Genomic DNA, 18,348 nt, shown 5'->3' on the forward strand with positions numbered 1-18,348 from the left:
TTTATCTCCATCCGTACGTTTCTGGCCGCTCCTGCATCCGAATCAGTTCCGCAAGTTCTCTGCGTGACGGATTCATATGCCGGAGTGTTTTTCCATATTTTTCACTATAAGCATCAAAACTTCCGCATTTCAATATGGTAACCACCAAAGGATCCATACCCAGGATCTTCTTGAGATCCCGGTAATCCTGATCAATATATTTAAAATACGTGGAAAGAATCTCTTTTAAGATTTCGGAACTTACTGCTCTTTCTGCAAGTGCCCCTTTTTCCACTTCTACATACATATGTAAAAATGGGCGGTTGTTTTCATTGAATTCCTTCGCTGCCGCCCAGTTGTGGACAGGCAGGCCGGAAAGCCGGATGGCACTTGTGATCCCGTTTTCTGAGATCCTGGTAAAACCGGCAATATCAATAATCGAAGGAACTCTGTCAATATATTCAAAGCGCGGGATCCTGGTTCCGTCCTCCCGATTGCTAAGCCCAACGCAGCGATACATATCTCCGCAACGGTATCTTGCAAAGGCTCCTCCCTTGAGGACAGTCAGCACCAGTTCATAAATTTCTCCCGGTACTACTTCGTCCATCAGAAGCGTATGCGGTACAAAAGAAGGATTTTCCTCATTTTTTTCCATATCCGCTTCTGTGATAAACTCATAAAAACAACTGTCCGGGAAGAAATACATCCCTTTCCGCGTCCAGCTCTCTGTTCCGATCAGGGAAGGTTCCGTCCCGGCAAAAATCTCCATGGGACGGATGCCCCAAAGCTCCTCCAGTTCATCCTTATAGCAGCGGTTATCCGTTCCTGCCACCATAAAGCCCTTCAACCCAAACAGATCCTTCGGGCGAATGGGATGGTTTTCCTTCTTGCTGAGGCGTTTTGCTTTCGCCATCCGGTAAAGCATATGCGGGTCGCACTTCAAAAGACTGGCCAGATCCTTACTTCCTGCCCCGGAAGAAGCCAGGCTCTGACTCACGGCATAAGCGACACTCCCCAGGCCGAAAAAGAGCTCTACGTCTTTTTGCAGAGCCAGCTTAAAGCCCAGCTTGTTCCTCTGGCTGAAGCTCATATTCACTGCTTCTTTTACTTCCGGAAGGAAACGGATATCTGTTTCTTCTCCCAGAAGTAGTGGAAGAAGCCCCGTTGCATAGGGAAGCGGCGCCAGACCATAAAGCATTTTGTCTCCTTCTTCATAAGAAAACTTTCCTTTTTCCTGGCTGGTCGCCAGAAGAAGGCAGGCTACCACATTATTCCTGAAGGTATCCAGCATACTCCGGGTATAAGGTGCCACTTTGATGGGATGTTTTCCTCCTTCCCAGGTCGTCTGAATCCAGATCACCGGATTGCCCGGAAGACTATCTCCATCTTTCCGGAGAAGGATATCCGCATAATCTTCATAATCAGTCAGCGGCACCATTTCCCGGAATTCTTCTATGTTTCCGGGAGTTTTCCCTTTCAGGATCGTTTTTCCAATGATACTGTTGCTCCAGAGGGAGATCTGTTCTTCCATCAGCCGCTTCTGAATATTCATATACTCTTCCATATTCAGATCCAGGAAACCACAATACTGATTCCAGATTTCCTGATACTGCTGTTTCTGCAGTTGTTCACTGAGACTCATGACCTACCTCCTTTCCCTTTGAAAAATCGCAGGCATCGCCCAAGACTTTCCCTGTCAGGAAACAGAAAAGGCGTTGTCTCTCTGTACTTGCCATAATCAGAAAATGTCTGCGGAAAGATCACCCGATCCTGCAGACAGATATAAACGGTATTCCAGAATATCAAAAGACAGCTGTCCCCTGCTGCGCGCAGAGTTCCGATCATTCCGGCCAAAGCCAGATAAAGCAAAGCAAACCAGAGAACCCCCGGATGACGGCACAATGCATACATGCCCTCCGTATAGGTTTTCCTCTCATGATTTTCTTCTACGTAAGTTTCTTCAAATGGCAGTGCAAAAAACAACGTATAGACCAGCAGGCAAAAAAGCACCAGTGCGGCGGTTCCGAACAGGACCGCCTGCAGAGGATGGCTTACAATTGTCTTCCAATCGCGGACAACCATACCACCTGTAGCAAACGCTACCAGCAGTGTCCCGACAAGAAAAAAGCGCTGCAGGAATTTATTTTTCCATGTCACGCTGTTGATATCATAAAGGAAGTAACAAAAAAATCCCATACTTCCGATGATTTCTGTCCAAGTCATCGATCATTCTTTCCTTTTCATCCAGATAATGTTCTAAAAAAAACTCTTTTTCCGGAACATTTTTATTATATAATACTCTTTTTCCTTCCGCAAGCGATATCCTGTTCATTTCTTCTGTTTTTTTGATACTTTCTTCCATTTTTTTCTTTTTTTCTTTTCTTTACTCTTTCTTCCTCTGAAAAATCGTCTATTAAAGCCGTTTTACGAAAGAGTTGACAAAAGCGTGTCTGTTAACTACGCACAAAAAGAAGCCGGACATTTTTCTTTCAATGTCCGGCCTCTGTCGTTTCAGATCCTGTTACTTATTATTTATTTTTTTTCTTGCGGTATACTCCCAAAATGATCAACAGTGCTGCTGCAATTACCAGAACGGTAACCAGTACTGCGATCGGAGAATCATCTCCTGTCTTTACTCCACCGCCAATAACTTCATCCGGATTCTTGGTGTTTCCTGTACCATTTCCGTTTTCATCCGTAAACTGACCTTCTCCTGCAATGGTAAAGTCCTGCGTGCTGACAACAGTTTCTCCGGAATCCACCCAATTGCTACCATCATAGACCTGCTTCATAAAGGTAACCTTCAGTGTGTAGTTTCCGGCTTTGGTAATACGGAAGCTGGCTGTATAACCGTTGTTGCCCCATTTATAATCATTGACCAGATTCCATGTGGATGTCGGTACATAACGTACATCTCCGCTGATCGGCTCTTCATTATCTGTGCCGTCGCCAATGGCTTCAAAAGTGATCACGGAATTTACCGGATATTTTGCCGGATTAGTAAAGCCCCAGATATAGTTGTTGGAAGCATTGCCGATGATATTCAGACGCTGGATTTCCTTCGTTTCTGTCGTTCCGCAGCGTTTACAGGTACGTTCCTGTTTTCCCTTGCTGGTGGTCGTCGGCTGAACCGTCGTCTTCCAGTCACTCCAGTCATGACCGAGAGCCTCGAGTGTTTTCTTATCTTTGATCTCGCTGCATCTCGTACATTTCTTGTATTCTTCTCCAGCCTCGGTACAGGTAGGCTCTTTGGTAATGGTCTCCCATTCATGGCCAAGTGCTTTGATGGTCTTGGTATTTACAACCTCTCCGCAGACGGTACATTTCTGTACTTTTTTTCCTTCCTTGGTACAAGTTGCTTTCTTGGTCGTTACCCATTCCTTGCCAACAGTATGACCTTTGGCCGGGATCTCTTTTGTTTCCACGGTTCCGCAAACACTGCAGGTTCGGCTCTCCTCACCTGCTTCTGTACAGGTAGCCTCTTTGGTCACTGACCAGTCACCAAAGCTGTGAGCAGCCTTTGTAACGGTTACCTGATAGGTTTTCACAGTAACACCGTCCTCTGCAGTAACCGTAATGGTCTTTGCAGCACCATCAGAGAAATCCATGACAGTTCCAGATGCGGGACTTACGCTTGCTTTTTCGCTGACTGTGATCACCGGTGTGATATTTGCCACATCTAATGCAGAATTACAGGGAAGTGTGATATGGATTTCACCATTCTCCGGTACTGCACTGATATCTCCCACTGCAAAACTTAACAGCTCCGCTGCACTGCTTCTGGCAGAGGTATAAGAAACGGCTGCCGAAGTCAGTCCGTCAAGACTTACCTGAACCGTGAAGCTTCCTGCTTCTTTCACACGCAGGAGCTGGCTTCCGTCTTCTGCTTTGACGATCTCTGCAAGGTTTGTATCTGATACGCTGTAAACTGCAGACACGCCCTGAGGGATCTGATCCTGCAAAACAGCAGAACCATCTGCAGCTGTCAGAGTGTAACCAAGAGGATAATCCGTTCCCACTGCCAGACTTCCTTCACCGGATCCCGGTGTACTGATGGCAAGTGTCATACCGTCATACCAGTGTGTTTCCGGGGTTGCTGGGGTTGTAGGAGCTTCCGGCGTCGTCGGAGCCGCTGGATTTTCCGGTGCTGCCGGAGCTGCTGGATTTTCCGGTGCCGCCGGCGTCGTCGGAGCCGCTGGGTTTTCCGGTGCTGCCGGGGTTGTCGGATTTTCCGGAGTCGCCGGATCTTCTGCTACCGGCTTCTGGTCATCGCCATCCATGGGCAGTGCTGTCGGATCATCCGCAATCGAAGGATCCTGTTCATCCGGAACTTCTGTTGCAGGAGTTTCTGCTGCTTCTGCCGGAACGGTCTCGCCCTGAGCATATGCCTGAAGCTCTGTTCCGTTTGCAAGAACAACATTTACCTGAAAAGCCACGGTTCCTGCACCAAGTACGGTAAAGTTTCCGCTCTGATCCGGCATATCCACAAATTCGCTGCCATCCTGTACACTGTAGCTGACACTGGACTCACCGGCAGCTGCCAGTTCTTCGTTGGAGATCTTGTACTGGAGCTGATAAGCCTTGCCCACTTCCATTTTTTCCGGAAGTACCAGACTTACCATCGGTGCATCGTTTAAAGCCCCCAGATCGGAAGCCGGAGTTTCCTCTGTATCCAGGACCTCCTTTGCCGGTTCTGTCACTTCTTCAGTTGGGGCTTCCGTTGCCGGTTCCGTCACTTCCTCAGTTGGAGCTTCCGTTGCCGGCTCTGTCACTTCCTCGGTCGGAGCTTCCGTTGCCGGTTCTGTCGCTTCCTCGGTCGGAGCTTCCGTTGCCGGCTCTGTCACTTCCTCGGTCGGAGCTTCCGTTGCCGGTTCTGTCGCTTCCTCGGTCGGGGCTTCCGTCGCCAGTTCTGTCACTTCCTCGGTCGGAGCTTCCGTTACTTCTTCCTTCGGATCAATGGTCAGATCCACTTTCGGAAGTTCCTTTTCCTCACTGTCCTCTGCGGGTACAAATTCGTACTCATCAGAAAGCTTTAAGGTGAAAATGTATTCGCCCGGTTCTGTAACCAGCGGATCGTATTTGACTGGTTCTGCATCCATGTCTTCCTTTCCGTCCTCGGCTTTTACCGGACGGATCGTCCATTTCAGCTCCGTCAGTTCATACTCCGTTCCTTCTGCATCGTATGCCTTGATCTTTTCCGGAAGACTCAGATCCTTTTCTTCCGTTCCCTGTTCAAAATGGTCTTTTTCTGGTTTTTCCAGTTTTTCAAAAGATGTAAGAACGATCTTTCCGCTGCCGTCTTCTGCCGCAAAAGCAGTGGCTGACGGAACCATTGTCATAAGAAGTACCAGTGACATCATCATAGAAAGATACTTCATCCAGTTCTTTACTTTCATAAAAATCCTCCTCCCATAGATTCTGTTGAAACTTGAACGGCCGCGCGGGATATACGACCTTTTTCTGACAATATTATAGCATGAGGGATTGCAAGTTACCACTTAATTTTTTCTTATGAAAACCTGCTTAGAATATATGTTTTCTCTTATATTTTTGTAAGTATCCGGAATATTTGCAAGAAAACGACTCTTTTTTTTTCCAACAGTTTGTAGTATGATAAAAAGATGTTGGGTGAAAATTTTTTGCCCACAACGGATGCTTACGAATTGCTCCGCTGCAAAGCAGCTCTCGCAATTCTGCATTTATAGAAATATATAAAGGAGAAAGACCATGCTGATTTCTGTTGTCGTTCCCTGTTATAACTCGGAACACACCATCACGGAGCTGGTGGAGCTTACTTTAAAAGAGATCCGGAAATCTCCGGAATATGAAGCGGAGTTCGTTCTTGTCAATGATTATTCCAAGGATAATACCTGGGATGTTCTCTGCAGTCTGGCGGAAAAATATCCCTTCGTCAAAGCCATTAACCTGGCCAAAAATTTCGGTCAGCACAATGCCCTTATGGCAGCGTTCCACTATGCGGACGGTGATCTCATCGTGGGCATGGATGATGATATGCAGACTCATCCCTCACAGCTTCCTATTCTGCTGGAAAAGATGAAGGAAGGCTACGATGTGGTCTACGGCCAGTATCCTTACCGGAAAAATTCTTTTATCAAAAATCTGACCAGCAAGTTCAATGCCTATACCTCCCGTGTTCTTTTAGGACGCCCCAAGACTATCGTATCCAGCAACTACTGGGTCATTACCCGCATGGTGCGGAATGAGGTCATCAAATATACCAGTTACAATCCATATGTGGACGCTATTTTTTACCGTGTGACACACAATATTGCAGACGTTCCGATCGAGCATTTCAAGCGTGAATATGGAAGTTCCAATTATACCTTCCGTAAACTGGTGCGCCTGTGGCTGGCTTATTTTAACTTTTCCACAATTCCTTTACGGATTTCCTCCTATCTTGGAATCCTGTTCTCTGTCACTGGTTTTATAGGAGCCGTGGCTGTGATCATCCGCCAGATCATTGCCCCCTCAGCTCAGATCGGCTGGGCTTCCCTGATGTGTGTCATGTGCTTTTTCTTCGGCCTTTCCATGCTGGCGCTCGGAATTCTGGGCGAATACATGGGAAAGATCATGCTGAGCATCAGCCATACACCTCAGTACATTGTCCGTGAGGTCAGAAATACGGAAAAAAAGGATGAACCCTGATGAAAAAGATCATGATCCTGGGAGCCGGTATCTACCAGGTTCCCCTTATTTTAAAAGCAAAAGAAATGGGGCTTTACACGCTGGTCGTCAGCTACCCGGGCCCCTATCCGGGCTTTGCCCTCGCTGACGAATGCCTTTATCTGGATACCAGAGATGAAGCCGGTATCTTAAAGGCAGCCTGCGAAAAAGAGATCCAGGGCATCTGCACCACCGGAACAGATGTTGCCATCCGTACGCTCGGACGTACAGCTGAGCTTCTTCATCTTCCCGGTCTCTCTCTGGCAGCCGCAGAACATGTAACGGATAAACTGACTATGCGGGAAGTTTTCCGAAAAGCATCCGTAACAGGAAGCATCCCCTTCTGCCGTGTCACTTCTCTTGCGGAAGCCCGGGCTTTCTTTCAGGAACAGGCTTCTTCCATTATGCTGAAGGCCACAGACAGTTCCGGAAGCCGCGGCATTGTAAGAGCAGATTCCCTGGAAGAAGTAAAGGAAGCTTATGAAGCTGCCTGTTCCGTCACTCATCTTCCTTATATTCTGGCTGAAAAATATGTAGCCGGAGAGGAGATCGGTGTAGATGGTTTTGTCTTGGACGGCGAAGTAAAGCTTCTCCTTCCTCATAAAAAATTCGTGGTCACTGCCGGTCATACGACCCTGCCGGGCGGTCATGCTTTTCCTTATGAAGCAGACACAGTTCTTCTGACAGCCATTACTGAGGCTATTACAGAAGCGATCCGGGCTACCGGGCTGGATAACTGTGCGTTCAATGCGGATGTTATGATTTCTGATGGTGTTCCGTATATTCTGGAGATCGGAGGGCGCTGCGGTGCCACCTGTATCCCGGAACTCATTTCCATGTACTGTGGCTTTGATTATTACCGGAAAATGCTGGAAGCCGCCCTGAGTGAAAAGCCCGATTTTTCTTACGAACATACTACGCCCTGTATGGCAAAGCTTCTCTTTTCCCCGGTAGATGGCATCATTACTGCGATGGATGAAGAGCGGCTTCACAATCTCCGAAATGAAGGGATTTCCTTCTCTCTCGATTACGGAGTTGGAGATTCCGTTGAAAAAGTCAAAAACGGTACCGACCGCATCGGACAAGTGATCCTTGCTGCTTCCAGAGAAGCAGAACTGGATACTTTGATCACTTCTATCCAGGATGCCATTGAAATCAACGGAACATCCCTTTCCCGCCTTTGGGAGAAGGAAACTTCAGAAAGGAATCTCTCATGAACCGATGGAAAAAATATCTGCAGCTTCATCTGAATGTTCTCCTGTTTTCTTTGACAGGAGTTTTCTCCAAGGCTGCATCGATCCAGTATAATCAGCACGGACTGCAGGCACCGCTTCTTTACCTTTTTTTGTTTCTGATGCTTTTAAACTGCGGTATTTACGCGATTGCATGGCAGATGGTCATGAAAAAATTCGATCTTTCCACTGCCTATGCTAACAAAAGCGTTTACCTGATCTGGTCACAGCTCTGGGCTGTGCTGATTTTTAAAGAGTCCCTGTCAATCAACAATATCATCGGCATGCTGGTGGTATTTCTCGGAGTAATGGTGGTGTCCGGCGATGAATAATCCTTTTATCCTGATCATGGCAGCGGGAGCCTTTCTCACTGCTGTTTCCCAGCTTCTCTTAAAAGAGAGTGCCAACCGGGAGCACAAAAATTTCCTGGCGGAATATCTGAACTGGCGGGTGATTCTGGCCTACGCTATCTTTTTTGGTGTACTGCTTTCCAACACTTACGCCTATACCAGAGTCGATATGAAATATGGTTCCATTATTGATACTCTGGCTTATGTTTTTGTTTTTCTTCTCTCTGTCTTCATTCTGCACGAGAAGATTTCAAAAAGGAAACTCATCGGAAACCTGCTGATCATTGCAGGCATTCTGATCTACAGTCTTTAAGAAAAAAACAGGCTATGGCAAATTGCCACGCCTGTTTTTTATTTACGATCTGAGCAACACCTGTCAGATCAGAAAATCTTTCAGTCTCTTACTTCTGGAAGGATGTCTCAGCTTCCGGAGTGCCTTCGCCTCGATCTGACGAATACGCTCACGGGTAACGTTAAACTCCCGGCCAACCTCTTCCAGTGTACGGGCTCTTCCATCTCTTAAGCCGAAACGGAGTTCCACCACCTGACGTTCTCTGTCTGTCAGAGATTCCAGAGCGGTATTCAGTTCCTCACGCAGCATGGAGAATGCGGCGGAGTCAGCCGGAGACAGTGCGGAATCATCCTCAATGAAATCACCTAAATGGCTGTCATCCTCTTCACCGATCGGTGTATCCAGAGATACCGGATCACGGGAAATCTTCAGTACTTCTCTTACACGGCTCACTGGAACATTCAGACGTTCTGCCACCTCTTCCGGGGTTGGTTCACGTCCCAGCTCCTGCAAAAGTGTTCTGGTCATACGAAGAGTTTTGTTGATGGTCTCTACCATATGTACCGGCACACGGATGGTTCTTCCGGTATCCGCGATTCCTCTGGTGATTGCCTGACGGATCCACCAGGTCGCATAGGTACTGAATTTATAGCCCTTGGAATAATCGAACTTATCCACGGCCTTCATCAATCCCATATTTCCTTCCTGGATCAGATCCAGAAACGGCATGCCGCGGCCCACGTATTTCTTTGCAATGCTGACGACCAGTCGAAGGTTTGCTTCCGTCAGCTTTTTCTTCGCTGCCTCGTCTCCTTCTTCCACTTTTTTCGCCAGCTCGATCTCTTCTTCGGTGCTCAGAAGCGGTACATTACCGATCTCCTTTAAATACATGCGGACAGGATCCTCGGTGCTGACACCTTCCAGTACGTCCACATCATCGATGATTTCCACCTCATCCTCTTCGCTGAGAATGATATCATCCTCGTCGCCAAGAAGCAGATCATCTTCTTTTCCAGTTTCTTCAATACTGGAATTTACCACATCAATATTGGCCTTCTCCAGGTACTCCAGGATCAGATCCATTTTATCTTCTGTCAGGTCAAAGCCCCGGAATGCATCATTGATCTCATTGTACTCCAGGACATTTTTCTTGGTCTTTGCCAGTTCTACCAATCCGGTCAGAGCCTTAGTAAACTGTTCCTGCTGCATTTCATCCATAATTATTCTCCTCACCATAATCTCGTTGATAACATACCATCTTGGGTGTTTTCTGTCAACTTTCGCGCATAATTCCGGAAGAAGTCCGGTTTTTCTGCTCTTTTGTACTTATATGGCAGCTTTTTCCGCGCAGACGAAAGTTCTGTCAGTTCCTGCTCTCCAGAGCCGGAATCCCCCGCATGGTAATCATCGGGCCGCCTTTATGCTCGATGTAATCGCTGGTAATGGTTACTTCGCCGATATTGTCATCCTTTGGTATCTCATACATGATGTCCAGCATGAAATCCTCGATGATAGCACGCAGTGCCCGGGCTCCCGTCTTTTTCTCCATCGCTTTCTTCGCGATCGTATGGAGCGCCTCCTCATCAAATTCAAGCTGTACCTCATCCAGCGCCAGAAGTTTCTGATATTGCTTCAGGATGGCATTTTTCGGCTCCTTCAGGATCTTGACCAGCATATCCTCATCAAGTCCCCGAAGGGTAAATACGATTGGAAGTCTTCCGATAAATTCCGGTATCATGCCGAAATTCCGGATATCCTCCAGAGTCACCTTCTCCAGAAGATTCGGATCCGCATCGTATTTATCCTTCAGATCTGCCTGGAAACCAATAGAAGCCTGCTTATTCAGCCGTTCCTTAATGATATCCTCAAGGCCTGGAAATGCACCTCCGCAGATAAAAAGGATGTTCTTTGTATTCATAGTTGTCAGAGGTACCATGGCGTTTTTACTGTTTGCTCCTACCGGGACTTCCACTTCACTGCCCTCCAGAAGCTTCAGCAGACCCTGCTGTACGGATTCGCCGCTGACATCTCTCTGACTGGTGTTTTTCTTCTTTGCGATCTTATCAATCTCGTCGATAAATACAATGCCTTTCTCCGCTTTCTCCACATCGTTATCCGCTGCAGCGAGAAGCTTGGAAAGTACACTCTCGATATCATCACCGATATACCCCGCCTCCGTAAGAGAGGTGGCATCCGCGATTGCCAGTGGCACATCCAGAAGACGGGCAAGTGTCTTTACCAGATACGTCTTGCCGGATCCGGTCGGACCGATCATGAGCATGTTGGATTTTTCGATCTCGATCTCGTCCATGGTATCTGTCTCCACCCGTTTATAATGGTTATAGACAGCTACGGAAATAACCTTTTTGGCATATTCCTGTCCGATGATATAATCGTCCAGCTGAGCTTTGATCTTATGCGGTGCCGGTATAGACCGGATATCGAACGCTTTCTTCGGTGCCTCTTCTTTCTTTTTCTTCTTGATCTTCTGACGTTCCGGAATCTGCTGGTTCATCAGATCGGAAAGATTGATCATACTGATATTCGGCATATTGGACGTCAGGTTTTTCAGATCCTCCGGTCGGATATTCATCATCATATCCCCATAAGGAAAGGCCCCATTGTTCATGGTATCAAAAGCCTTCTGCATACAGTCGGAGCAGACACAGATATTCTGCGGAAGATGTACCATCTTTCCGGCCTTACTCTCAGGCCGGTGACAAATAAAGCACACATCCTCATGGATATCCTGATCCTGATTCTCTGTGCTTTCGTTCTTTTCTCTATCGTCAACTAAAATTTCTTTATCGTCTGACATTCATTTCTCCTTCATTTATGACAGCCGTCCTGTCACAGACGACTGCAAAAATCTGCATATGTTCTAATTATATCCCAGAATCCGTCAACACACAAGTGAAGATTTTGTAAACATGCAAAAAAGAGGCAGGGATTTTTGCATCCCCGTCTCTTTTTGCTTCTATTTTCTTTCGTTTGCCGGATTATCTTCTGAAATATTCCGGGAAGATCTGGCTGAAGGGATCCTGCATGGAATCGTCTCCGCTTTCACCCTCGCTGTCATCACCATTCTGATCATTGTCATTCTGACCATTTCCGTTCTGACCGTTATTTCCCTGCATATCCTGTCCACTGGTGGAAGTCTTTGCGGATTCCGGTTTTTCGTCAAGAGTCAGTGTAAACTCCTGCTCTTTATACTCGCCGCCCTCAGCTCTTTCGACTGTCAGCTTCATCTCATCACCTGCTGCATAATACTGCATACGCTCATACAGATCCTCAGCAGAAGAAATGATCACACCATCCATCTTTGTGATGATGTCGCCTTTCTTTAAGCCTGCTTTCTCAGCAGCAGAATCATTGGTCACTTCATATACGAAAGCACCGGATGGCATGTTATAGATCTGTTTTGCTTCGCTGGTGATGTCCACCGGTTTGATACCCATGAAACCACGTTTGTCTTCATCCACAATATCTCTGCTCTGGATCTCTTTCAGTTCTTCGAAGATCGGCATTGCCGTATCGATCGGAATGGCATAACCCATACCTTCCACGCCGGTAGCAGATGCTTTTACAGAGTTGATACCAATCAGCTGACCCTTCATATTCAGAAGTGCGCCGCCGCTGTTGCCCGGGTTGATCGAAGCATCCGTCTGGATCATATTATTGGTAACGGTATTTCCGTCATCTGTCTCAACAGTAACCTCACGGTCCAGAGCGCTGACGATACCGGTCGTAACAGACTGACCATAGCCAAGCGCATTACCGATGGCAACTACCTGCTCACCAAGAGCCAGGTCATCCGAGCTTCCGACCTCCATCACTTTGATCTTACTCTTTACATCATCCGAAATATCAGACATTTTTACGGTAACGATTGCCAGATCATGGTTCGGATCGGTACCCTTTACATCAGCAGATACCACCAGGTCATCACTATCCTCCGCATCAACGGAAAAGCAGACAGACAAGGTCTGTGCTCCGGATACTACGTGATTATTCGTTGCAATGAGAAGTTCATCATCCGTCTGGCCGATGATCACACCGGAACCTGTGCTCTCGGTTTCCTGCTGATAGGTCTGTCCGTAGAAGTAGCTCTGTACCTCCTGAACGCCTTTATTTGTAATAGCTACCATGGACGGCATGGCATTTGCCACGATCTCCTGTACACTGTAGGTCGTTCCATCTGCTGCACTGGCGGTTGCCACGGTGGAAGCCTCTGTTCCTTCGGTCTCGCTCTCGCTTTCCGTCTCAGATGCCTGGGCTACTGCACCGTAATGAGTGCTTACATAGCTGCCTGCTCCGAAAGAGCCGCCTACCAGAGCAACTGCAAGTGCAATGGCAGCTGCACGTTTCATCATTTTTCTCAGATCCTTGTCATGCTTCGGGCTCTTTCCAAAATTGCTGCTTTCACTGTTGATATAATTGTAATGGTATACAGAACCGTTCTCCTCAAGGTTCTCATCCTGGTTGTTTCTGAATTCTTCTGACATGGTCAATTCCTCCTCTGTTTTCCTTTATATCAATCTTTGTTATTGTTTTGATCTTTTATAGCTTTTCTTTTTTGCTATGACTAGAGTGTACCAAGGAATTGTGTTTATTCTGTGATAAGTGTTTTAAGAAACTTTGAAAAACCCTTGTCGCTTCTGTGTTCATTTTTCCCAGTAGCTCTTGTTCATGGAAAGTCTTTTTACCAGGCTTTCCGGCAGCTTCCGGTATTCTTTCCCGAGCCGGTAGCCGATAAATTTAAAACCGCTTTTGACTACCAGTTCAGGAAGCAGCCAGGGATGACCACTTTTCACCAGATACTCTGCCGTCTGTTTTACCAGTTTCATACCTTCACTCTCAGAGCTTGCCAATGCAAAAATCTCCGGATGCTCTGCCTGGGAAACTGCCAGATCAAAGTTCCGGCGAAGCTGCTCCAGATTTCCATAATTATGAGAATGGATGACCCTGGCGGCTGGCACATAAGCGATGCTGCCGCCGTTCAGGATGATCTTTCCAGCAAAAATCATGTCTTCATTAAAAATAGTCTTTTTCTCAAATCCTCCAAGCTTCTGATATGTGGATGCCCGGTACATGGCACAGACATTGGAACAGAAAAAGGTCTTGATCCCATACTTTGGAAGATCTGCCTTTGTCTTCACTGACGGCGTATCCGGATAGTTGAAGCTTCTGGTATAACGCTCAATCAACGCACAGTCCGCTGCCGGAAGCTGCCTTGCATAAGCTGCATCGATATCCGGAGATTCAAAAGCTGCTGCCAGATTTTCCACCAGATATTCATCTGCCGGCACCGCATCCTGCGTCATAAAAAGAAAAAAATCCCCGGAAAGAAGTCTGGCAGCCTTGTCTCTGGTGCCGCCGTGGTCGAACTCCTCCCGGGTCACATGCTCCACACGCACGTTCGGAAGCCCCGCAACGGAGGCCTCCGGAAAATATGCTTTCTCTGTATTCATGATCAGGATCTCATGAACCGGATATGTCTGCTTCTGAAGCATTTTTATGAGTTTTTGAAATTTTTCTCCCGGCTTGTAAGCCGGGATCACAACATCAATTTTCTTCTGTTCTGTCATTATTGCGCCCCTGTTTCGTTGATGATACGGTCGCTGATCTCCTGCACGGTACTGGAAACACTCTCATAGCTGTCACTTCCGTACATCCACTGATGAAGCTGCAGAACATTGTTTGCCAGATTGACCGGAACCACACAGTCGCCTCCTGTAGGAAGCGTCATCGGTGTGCTGTTGAAGGGGAAGCCGGTCGTATCAACCAGATTATAAGAAGCCACATCCTTTGCAAGATCTATGATCTCCGTCAACGTCAGTGAGGTACTGATGTGATCGAACATGTCATTGACAATGCCGACAAGCGTGGTCACCGGCATAGTCTTCACCTTCTCCAGGATCCTGTTCAGCACATCTCTCTGACGCTCCGTTCTCTTATAGTCATCACCTGTCGTGAAACGGATACGGCAGTAGGAAAGCGTCTGCAGTCCATTCAGGGTCTGCGGACCGGACTGTGTCACTTCTACGATCTCCTTTCCGGTCACCTGGGATCCTTCCGTCTGATAACCATTGATCCACTGGATCTCCTCCGGCTGTACATCAATCTCGAGACCGCCGATGGCATCCACCACATCTGCCACTACGTTAAAGTCTACGGTTACGTAATCCTGGATATCCAGGTCCAGATTCTTGTTCAGCATGCTGATGGAACGTGTGGGACCGCCAAAGAAATAACACTCCGTAGCCTTCCGGTATTCACCGTTGGTATTATCCAGATACGTATCACGGTAAACAGACAACAGTTTGATATCTTTTGTCTTGTCATTGATGCTTGCCACCATGAGCGCATCACTATGCGCATCGATGGTGAGCTGTCCTTCACGGGAGTCCACACCATAAAGTGCAATGTTCGTATAACTGTTTGCTACTTCCGGCTCTTTTTCCTGTACTTCTTTGTTGACGATCACATCACCGGGTTTGATATTTACCTGCTGCATTTTATTCAGTTTGGAGAAGACATAGAGACCTCCTGCAAGGATTACCAGTACCAGTACTTCCAGTACAAAAAACAGCTTTCTGTGACCCTTTTTCTTTTTCTTCGGAGGCATCTGTCCGGGATAAGGAGCCCCCTGACGGTTCTGATAATAAGGATTCGGTCCGCCCTGACCGCGATAAGCTCCCTGTTGGCGCGGCTGTCCATACCCCGCTCCTGCCTGACCACGGTTCTGTCCATACCTCGGATCCCCCTGAGGTCCGCCCTGTGGTCTGCCCTGACGGTTCTGATTCGGATCGGCGCCATAAGCATTCTGACGGTTCTGGCTATACGGTCCCTGCTGATAACCATTCTGACCTGCGTAGGGATTTCCCTGCTGCGGATGACCATAAGGACCATAGTTCTGACCGTTTGGTGCTCCCTGCTGGTGATAAGCTCCGTTTCCTTCCTGATTTGCCGGTGTATAATTCTGGCCGTTTTCTGTTGTTTCTCTTTGATTTCTTCTCTCTGACATAATATCCCCTTTTCGATGGATGTTTTCAATACGCGTTTTTATTGATAAAGCCTTTAAAACAGGTCAGAAACAGGATTTTAAGATCCAGTCCAACTGTCCAGTTTTCAATATAATAAAGATCATACTCGATCCTCTTCCGGATCGAAGTATCTCCCCTGTAACCATTGATCTGTGCCCATCCGGTCATGCCCGGACGAACCTGGTGTTTCACCATATACCGCGGAATCTCTTCCCGGAACTTTTCCACAAACTGAGGTCTTTCCGGCCTCGGTCCAACAAGACTCATATCTCCTTTCAGCACATTAAAAAGCTGAGGAAGCTCGTCAATGCTGGTTTTTCGCATAAATTTTCCGATTCCTGTCACTCTTGGGTCATTTTTCACTGTCCAGCATTTCTGTTCATCCCGTTCTTTCTGTACTTCCATGGAACGGAACTTATACATCTGGAATGGCCGGTTATGAAGGCCGACTCTCTCCTGTTTGAAGATCAGCGGTCCCGGTGAGGTCAGCTTGATGAGCAGTACCATCAGAAGCATCACCGGCGAAAAGACTACGATCGCCGCCAGGGAACCGCAGACATCCATACAACGCTTTACCATCATATTGAAGGTGTTGCTTAAAGGCACATGGCGGATGTTGATGACCGGAAGTCCCAGAAGATCTTCTGTATAAGGCTTGGTCGGAATGATATTGTTATAATCCGGAATGAATTTTGTGTGGACTCCTGATTTTTCACAAAGTCCCACGATCCGTTCCAGCTTGTAATACTCGTTCAGACCAAGGGTAATGGCGATCTCATCCAGATGATTCTGCGGCAGGATCACCAGCAGATTATCGATCCTGCCGATGACCTTCACTCCTTTGTACATCGTTCCCCGTTCAATACTATCATCCAGGATTCCCCGGACCACATACCCCCACTGGGGATTGGAATTGATCCGGTCGATGTATTCCTCTGCCGCCCGGCTGTATCCCACCAGCAGGATCCTTTTCAGGTTCATGCCGTTTTTCCGCATCCTGACCAGTACATAACGGATCAGAAAACGAACGATCACCTCCAGCACGGTGTCGATCCCGTAAAACAGGAAAACCAGCTGACGTGAGAAATCGTCCATGTGGCTCAGCATCAGAACAGAAAGGAAGATCAGAAGCATCAGGGAATTGGCTTTTACAATGTTTCCGATCTCCAGACGCCGTCCCTGGATCCGCTTTGACGTATACAGATTAAATGCATAATAAAGCAGAAGAAGCCCCGGTACCACGAAAAGCAGCGGCAGAAGGTATTCCTCTGTGGTCAGACGTCCGATGTCTTTTTGAATGAAAAAACCCAGCTGCAGGAAACACGCGAAGAGATAAGATAATGCGATCACAAACGCATCAATGACAACGTGGATACGGTAAAAAAACCGCTCGTTATCTTTTATCATTCCCGTTCCTCCCGTATATTTCTACATTTTATTGTAACAGTTCAGAACATCAGCAAAATGAAAAATCAGACTATGCAAACTCGTTTGCAATAGAATGAATTTTCATTTTGGAATGGGCGGAACGGCGCTGAGTCCCAGTGGGACTCGTTTAGCGCGGACCGAAATGGCAATGTAGACCCATTAGCCTCAGACAGAAGCTGCGAACGCAGCGATAGCGCATGCAATGCGCGTGTCTGTGGCCTGTTGGGCTGAACGTCCTGAACAGTTACCATTTTATGATGATGCCAGAATTGTGATAGGCTGCTTTGCCGCGGAGCAATTCACAGGCATCCGTTTTTCTGTTATAATACACTAAAATACCGCAAAGGGCAACCTATATTTCATCGAAACTCCATGGCTCTTCTTATAATATTCCCCCAGAGTTCCATCTGAATCCGTACATAGTGAGGAAAATTTTCAGGTCGGAACCGTACTTTTTTTTCCGGTTTCATCAAAGGAAACGCTTCTCTCAGGCCACGGAAGTACTCACCGCCCATCTCTCGTTTCCGGAAAAAGAAATATTTAATGATACCGCCCGCCAGAAGAAACGGAAGATTCAGCAGCAGCTGAAAAACAGGCATATTTTTATAAACCACATAAAGATTATTCCTGGCAGAATAACGTACCTTGAACTCATTGTAGCGGGAACCGGTCGTTCCGCTTCCCATATGATATACAATGGCTTTCGGCTCATAGCGGTTCTCATAGCCGAAGATCCTTGCCCGGTAGCCAACATCCAGATCCTCCAGATAGGCAAAATGGATCTCATCAAAATATCCGATCTTTTCAAAGACTTCTCTTCTGTAGATCGCAGCTCCGGCGCAGGAGAAGAAGATTGCTCCCGGCTTTGTGTATTTCTCATAGGGCTTGTCTTTTCCTCTGGCAAAGGCCCAGCCAAGCGCACAGTAAAAATCGCCTCCGTCATCCATCCGGGACGGATCTGTCATTTTTCTCATCTGGGATGCGCAGGAAAACACTTTTTCTTTTCCTTTGATCGCCTCATAAAGAGTTCCCACAAAATCCGGATCCACCACGGTATCATTGTTCAGAAGAAGCACAAACGGAGCACGCGAGGCTTTGATCCCCTCATTCACAGCCCGGCAAAAGCCGAAATTTTCAGAAAGAAGGATTTCTTTGATCGCCGGACAGAGTTCTTTTGCCAGCGACAGGCTGTCATCTGTAGAGGCATTATCCACCAGGATCACTTCAAAATCCCGGAAATGCTGCTGATTCAGGGAAGCAAGGCAGTCCTTCAGATAATCTCTCCCGTTGAAATTTGGAATAATGACAGATACTTGTTTCTTCATGCTTCTCTCCAT

The 18,348-nt window shown here is 47.2% G+C and carries 15 protein-coding genes; 4 read left to right on the forward strand and 11 right to left on the reverse strand.

What is annotated here, in order from left to right; all coding sequences use genetic code 11:
* Position 1: 1 nt before the first annotated feature.
* From DXA57_RS02050 to DXA57_RS17430, 4 genes are all read right to left on the reverse strand, one after another.
* Positions 2 to 1,621 carry a GH3 family domain-containing protein gene (locus DXA57_RS02050; protein ID WP_117764226.1) on the reverse strand — a complete coding sequence of 540 codons (1,620 nt, stop codon included), beginning with the start codon at positions 1,619 to 1,621 and terminating at the stop codon, positions 2 to 4.
* On the reverse strand, positions 1,618 to 2,202 hold the full coding sequence (locus tag DXA57_RS02055; RefSeq protein ID WP_117764227.1) for a hypothetical protein: 585 nt from the start codon (positions 2,200 to 2,202) through the stop codon (positions 1,618 to 1,620). The genes DXA57_RS02050 and DXA57_RS02055 overlap by 4 nt, the downstream gene beginning before the upstream one ends.
* Positions 2,147 to 2,341, reverse strand: a complete 195-nt coding sequence (locus DXA57_RS17155; RefSeq protein ID WP_117764228.1) for a hypothetical protein — start codon at positions 2,339 to 2,341, stop codon at positions 2,147 to 2,149. The genes DXA57_RS02055 and DXA57_RS17155 overlap by 56 nt, the downstream gene beginning before the upstream one ends.
* Positions 2,342 to 2,507: 166 nt before the next feature.
* On the reverse strand, positions 2,508 to 5,375 hold the full coding sequence (locus tag DXA57_RS17430; protein WP_117764229.1) for a hypothetical protein: 2,868 nt from the start codon (positions 5,373 to 5,375) through the stop codon (positions 2,508 to 2,510).
* Between the two features lie 331 nt (positions 5,376 to 5,706).
* On the opposite strand from DXA57_RS17430, the gene DXA57_RS02070 reads away from it, so the two are divergent.
* Genes DXA57_RS02070 through DXA57_RS02085 form a run of 4 tightly spaced genes read left to right on the forward strand, consistent with a single transcriptional unit; the run spans position 5,707 to position 8,558 of the window.
* Positions 5,707 to 6,645, forward strand: coding sequence for a glycosyltransferase family 2 protein (locus DXA57_RS02070; protein WP_117764230.1), 939 nt, complete (start codon positions 5,707 to 5,709; stop codon positions 6,643 to 6,645).
* On the forward strand, positions 6,645 to 7,880 hold the full coding sequence (locus tag DXA57_RS02075) for an ATP-grasp domain-containing protein (protein WP_117764231.1): 1,236 nt from the start codon (positions 6,645 to 6,647) through the stop codon (positions 7,878 to 7,880). The genes DXA57_RS02070 and DXA57_RS02075 overlap by 1 nt, the downstream gene beginning before the upstream one ends.
* Positions 7,877 to 8,227: an EamA family transporter gene (locus DXA57_RS02080; RefSeq protein WP_117764232.1), complete on the forward strand. Its 351-nt coding sequence runs from the start codon at positions 7,877 to 7,879 to the stop codon at positions 8,225 to 8,227. The genes DXA57_RS02075 and DXA57_RS02080 overlap by 4 nt, the downstream gene beginning before the upstream one ends.
* Positions 8,220 to 8,558: an EamA family transporter gene (locus DXA57_RS02085; protein ID WP_117764233.1), complete on the forward strand. Its 339-nt coding sequence runs from the start codon at positions 8,220 to 8,222 to the stop codon at positions 8,556 to 8,558. The genes DXA57_RS02080 and DXA57_RS02085 overlap by 8 nt, the downstream gene beginning before the upstream one ends.
* Positions 8,559 to 8,621: 63 nt before the next feature.
* Here DXA57_RS02085 and rpoD read toward each other — a convergent pair whose 3' ends face one another.
* From rpoD to DXA57_RS02120, 7 genes are all read right to left on the reverse strand, one after another.
* Positions 8,622 to 9,755 carry an RNA polymerase sigma factor RpoD gene (rpoD, locus tag DXA57_RS02090; RefSeq protein ID WP_117764234.1) on the reverse strand — a complete coding sequence of 378 codons (1,134 nt, stop codon included), beginning with the start codon at positions 9,753 to 9,755 and terminating at the stop codon, positions 8,622 to 8,624.
* A 145-nt stretch (positions 9,756 to 9,900) separates the two neighbouring features.
* Positions 9,901 to 11,355 (reverse strand): ATP-dependent Clp protease ATP-binding subunit ClpX, encoded by a 1,455-nt coding sequence (clpX, locus tag DXA57_RS02095; protein ID WP_117764235.1) that lies wholly within the window; start codon positions 11,353 to 11,355, stop codon positions 9,901 to 9,903.
* Positions 11,356 to 11,536: 181 nt separating this feature from the next.
* Positions 11,537 to 13,042 (reverse strand): S1C family serine protease, encoded by a 1,506-nt coding sequence (locus DXA57_RS02100; protein WP_117764236.1) that lies wholly within the window; start codon positions 13,040 to 13,042, stop codon positions 11,537 to 11,539.
* Positions 13,043 to 13,201: 159 nt separating this feature from the next.
* Complete coding sequence (locus tag DXA57_RS02105; protein ID WP_117764237.1) at positions 13,202 to 14,125, reverse strand: glycosyltransferase family 2 protein; 924 nt, start codon at positions 14,123 to 14,125, stop codon at positions 13,202 to 13,204.
* Positions 14,125 to 15,564, reverse strand: a complete 1,440-nt coding sequence (locus DXA57_RS02110; protein ID WP_117764238.1) for an LCP family protein — start codon at positions 15,562 to 15,564, stop codon at positions 14,125 to 14,127. Before DXA57_RS02110 ends, DXA57_RS02105 begins: the two co-directional genes overlap by 1 nt.
* A 25-nt stretch (positions 15,565 to 15,589) precedes the next feature.
* Positions 15,590 to 16,990, reverse strand: a complete 1,401-nt coding sequence (locus tag DXA57_RS02115; RefSeq protein WP_117764239.1) for an undecaprenyl-phosphate glucose phosphotransferase — start codon at positions 16,988 to 16,990, stop codon at positions 15,590 to 15,592.
* Between the two features lie 380 nt (positions 16,991 to 17,370).
* The gene (locus DXA57_RS02120; protein ID WP_117764240.1) at positions 17,371 to 18,336 is read right to left on the reverse strand and encodes a glycosyltransferase family 2 protein; all 966 of its coding nucleotides are present in this window, start codon (positions 18,334 to 18,336) and stop codon (positions 17,371 to 17,373) included.
* Positions 18,337 to 18,348 lie beyond the last annotated feature (12 nt).

The organism is Blautia sp. OF03-15BH (assembly GCF_003463065.1).
In the GTDB taxonomy this organism is placed as follows: Bacteria; Bacillota; Clostridia; order Lachnospirales; family Lachnospiraceae; genus Limivivens.

What these genes read in the sequence shown, in the direction of transcription:
- DXA57_RS02105 (WP_117764237.1), bottom strand. Translation starts at nt 14,125, where the DNA reads ATGACAGAACAGAAGAAAATTGATGTTGTGATCCCGGCTTACAAGCCG.
- rpoD (WP_117764234.1), bottom strand. Translation starts at nt 9,755, where the DNA reads ATGGATGAAATGCAGCAGGAACAGTTTACTAAGGCTCTGACCGGATTG.
- DXA57_RS17430 (WP_117764229.1), bottom strand. Translation starts at nt 5,375, where the DNA reads ATGAAAGTAAAGAACTGGATGAAGTATCTTTCTATGATGATGTCACTG.
- DXA57_RS02050 (WP_117764226.1), bottom strand. Translation starts at nt 1,621, where the DNA reads ATGAGTCTCAGTGAACAACTGCAGAAACAGCAGTATCAGGAAATCTGG.
- DXA57_RS02110 (WP_117764238.1), bottom strand. Translation starts at nt 15,564, where the DNA reads ATGTCAGAGAGAAGAAATCAAAGAGAAACAACAGAAAACGGCCAGAAT.
- DXA57_RS02075 (WP_117764231.1), top strand. Translation starts at nt 6,645, where the DNA reads ATGAAAAAGATCATGATCCTGGGAGCCGGTATCTACCAGGTTCCCCTT.
- DXA57_RS02055 (WP_117764227.1), bottom strand. Translation starts at nt 2,202, where the DNA reads ATGACTTGGACAGAAATCATCGGAAGTATGGGATTTTTTTGTTACTTC.
- DXA57_RS02070 (WP_117764230.1), top strand. Translation starts at nt 5,707, where the DNA reads ATGCTGATTTCTGTTGTCGTTCCCTGTTATAACTCGGAACACACCATC.
- DXA57_RS02085 (WP_117764233.1), top strand. Translation starts at nt 8,220, where the DNA reads ATGAATAATCCTTTTATCCTGATCATGGCAGCGGGAGCCTTTCTCACT.
- DXA57_RS17155 (WP_117764228.1), bottom strand. Translation starts at nt 2,341, where the DNA reads ATGGAAGAAAGTATCAAAAAAACAGAAGAAATGAACAGGATATCGCTT.
- DXA57_RS02120 (WP_117764240.1), bottom strand. Translation starts at nt 18,336, where the DNA reads ATGAAGAAACAAGTATCTGTCATTATTCCAAATTTCAACGGGAGAGAT.
- DXA57_RS02080 (WP_117764232.1), top strand. Translation starts at nt 7,877, where the DNA reads ATGAACCGATGGAAAAAATATCTGCAGCTTCATCTGAATGTTCTCCTG.
- clpX (WP_117764235.1), bottom strand. Translation starts at nt 11,355, where the DNA reads ATGTCAGACGATAAAGAAATTTTAGTTGACGATAGAGAAAAGAACGAA.
- DXA57_RS02100 (WP_117764236.1), bottom strand. Translation starts at nt 13,042, where the DNA reads ATGTCAGAAGAATTCAGAAACAACCAGGATGAGAACCTTGAGGAGAAC.
- DXA57_RS02115 (WP_117764239.1), bottom strand. Translation starts at nt 16,990, where the DNA reads ATGATAAAAGATAACGAGCGGTTTTTTTACCGTATCCACGTTGTCATT.